The organism is Frankia sp. AiPs1 (assembly GCF_023716945.1).
GTDB lineage: Bacteria > Actinomycetota > Actinomycetes > Frankiales > Frankiaceae > Frankia.
The window spans coordinates 1-1,575 of the sequence record NZ_JAMQQF010000895.1 but is presented as its reverse complement, the minus strand read 5'-3'; the positions used below and the strand labels follow the sequence as shown (position 1 = coordinate 1,575).

Annotated in this window: 1 protein-coding gene and 1 pseudogene; both read right to left on the bottom strand. The window is 72.4% G+C overall.

Features of this window, described 5'->3' with window-relative positions; all coding sequences use genetic code 11:
* Positions 1-813, bottom strand: a pseudogene (locus tag ND748_RS31665) (ATP-binding protein); the annotation flags it as partial.
* Positions 814-1,019: 206 nt separating this feature from the next.
* The coding region (locus ND748_RS31660) for an acyl-CoA dehydrogenase family protein (RefSeq protein ID WP_285902984.1) at positions 1,020-1,575 on the bottom strand (556 nt) is incomplete at its 5' end.

Genomic DNA, 1,575 nt, shown 5'->3' with positions numbered 1-1,575 from the left:
GTCCAGCACGACCCGCAGGCCGGCGTCGCGGGCGCTGCCGAGGGCCTGGCCGATCCGGTCGCTGAGGGTGGGACCCGCGTCCAGGCGGCTGGCCAGGTGCTCCTCGACCGCGCGCACGCTGTCCGCGCACTGCCGGCGCAGGTCGGCGACCGGCTGGTCCTCGCTCATGCCCAGGCCGGTGAGCGTGTTGAGGATCGTGTCGTGCAGGAGCCGCTCCTGCTCGCGGGAGTCCTGCTCGCGCCCCTCGGCGACGAGCTGCCGGCGCCGGCGGGCGGTCACATCGCGGTGCTGCCGGTCGGCTTCGACCGCGACCCTGCGCAGCCGCCCGGCGGCATGATGTAACAGGGCGCCGACGACGAGAAGGATCGCCGTCGCGGCGAACACCTGAGGCCGGTGGTGGGCGGCGCCGGCGAGCTGAGCGCCCGCCAGCACCGCCGTGGCCACGGCGAACTTCCGGGCCGGCAGGGCGAACGCCGCCGCCACCACGGCGGTGAGCAGGCCGACGAAGGCGAACGAGGCGGGATCGCCCCGCGACGCGTCAGGCGTCAGCCAGCCGGTGGCCAGCGCGACGAGGGCGGCCACGGCCACGTCGGCGATCGCCATGGCCCGGCGCGGGCGGCGGCGCAGGTGCACGACGAACACCACACCCCAGGCGAGCACGACGATCGGGCCGACCAGCGCCGCCGGGTGCGCGCGGTACCAGGGGGCACAGGCTGCGACGAAGACCAGCAGGTAGCCCAACTGAGCGAGCCGCAGCCGGACGGTGCATCGGATCATCACCGTGGACAGCGCCTGCACCGAGCGTCCGTTCATGTCGCCCAAGTGTGGACGACAAGGCCGTCGCCCCCCGCCCAAGGGGCGGGTATCCCGCGCGTGGTACCAGGGGACGGGGGCCGGCCTGCAATCGGCCTTGCATCATTCCCGGCTGACATCACCCTGGCCTTCGCGGCCCAGAACTTCGCGGCCCTGGCTTTCGCGGATCCGTGCCTTCGCGGAACGCGCGCTGCGGGAAGCACCGTTCACCCCACGGTGTCGACGGTGAGCCGGGCGAGGTGTTCCAGGTGCTGGCTGCTGTCACCGAAGGCGGCGACGAGGCGTTTCGCGCGCTTGTAGAAGAAATGGGTGTCGTGCTCCCAGGTATAGCCGATCCCGCCGTGGTACTGGACCATCGCGGCGGTGGCGTCGCCGGCGGCCTGGTTCGCCTTGCTCTTCGCCACGGCGACGGCGAGATCGGCGTCCGGCTGTCCCTCGTCGAGGGCGTGCGCCGCGTACAGCACGGCATGCTCGGCCATGGTCACGGCGACGTGCAGGTCGGCGAGATGGTGGGCCAGCGCCTGGAACGACCCGACCGGCCGGCCGAACTGGACCCGCTCGGTGTCGTAGGCGACGGTGCGGGTCAACGCCGCCCGGGCGACGCCGACGAGATCCGCGGCGGTCAGCACCGCGCCGCGGCGCAGCAGGTCCGCCCCCGCCGCGGGGTCCGAGCCCGGGCGGGGGGCTGTCTCTTTTAAACATATGACGCTGGCGACCAGCCCTAGAATTTGTATATAAAGGTGGTGCCCGGATAAATTAAAA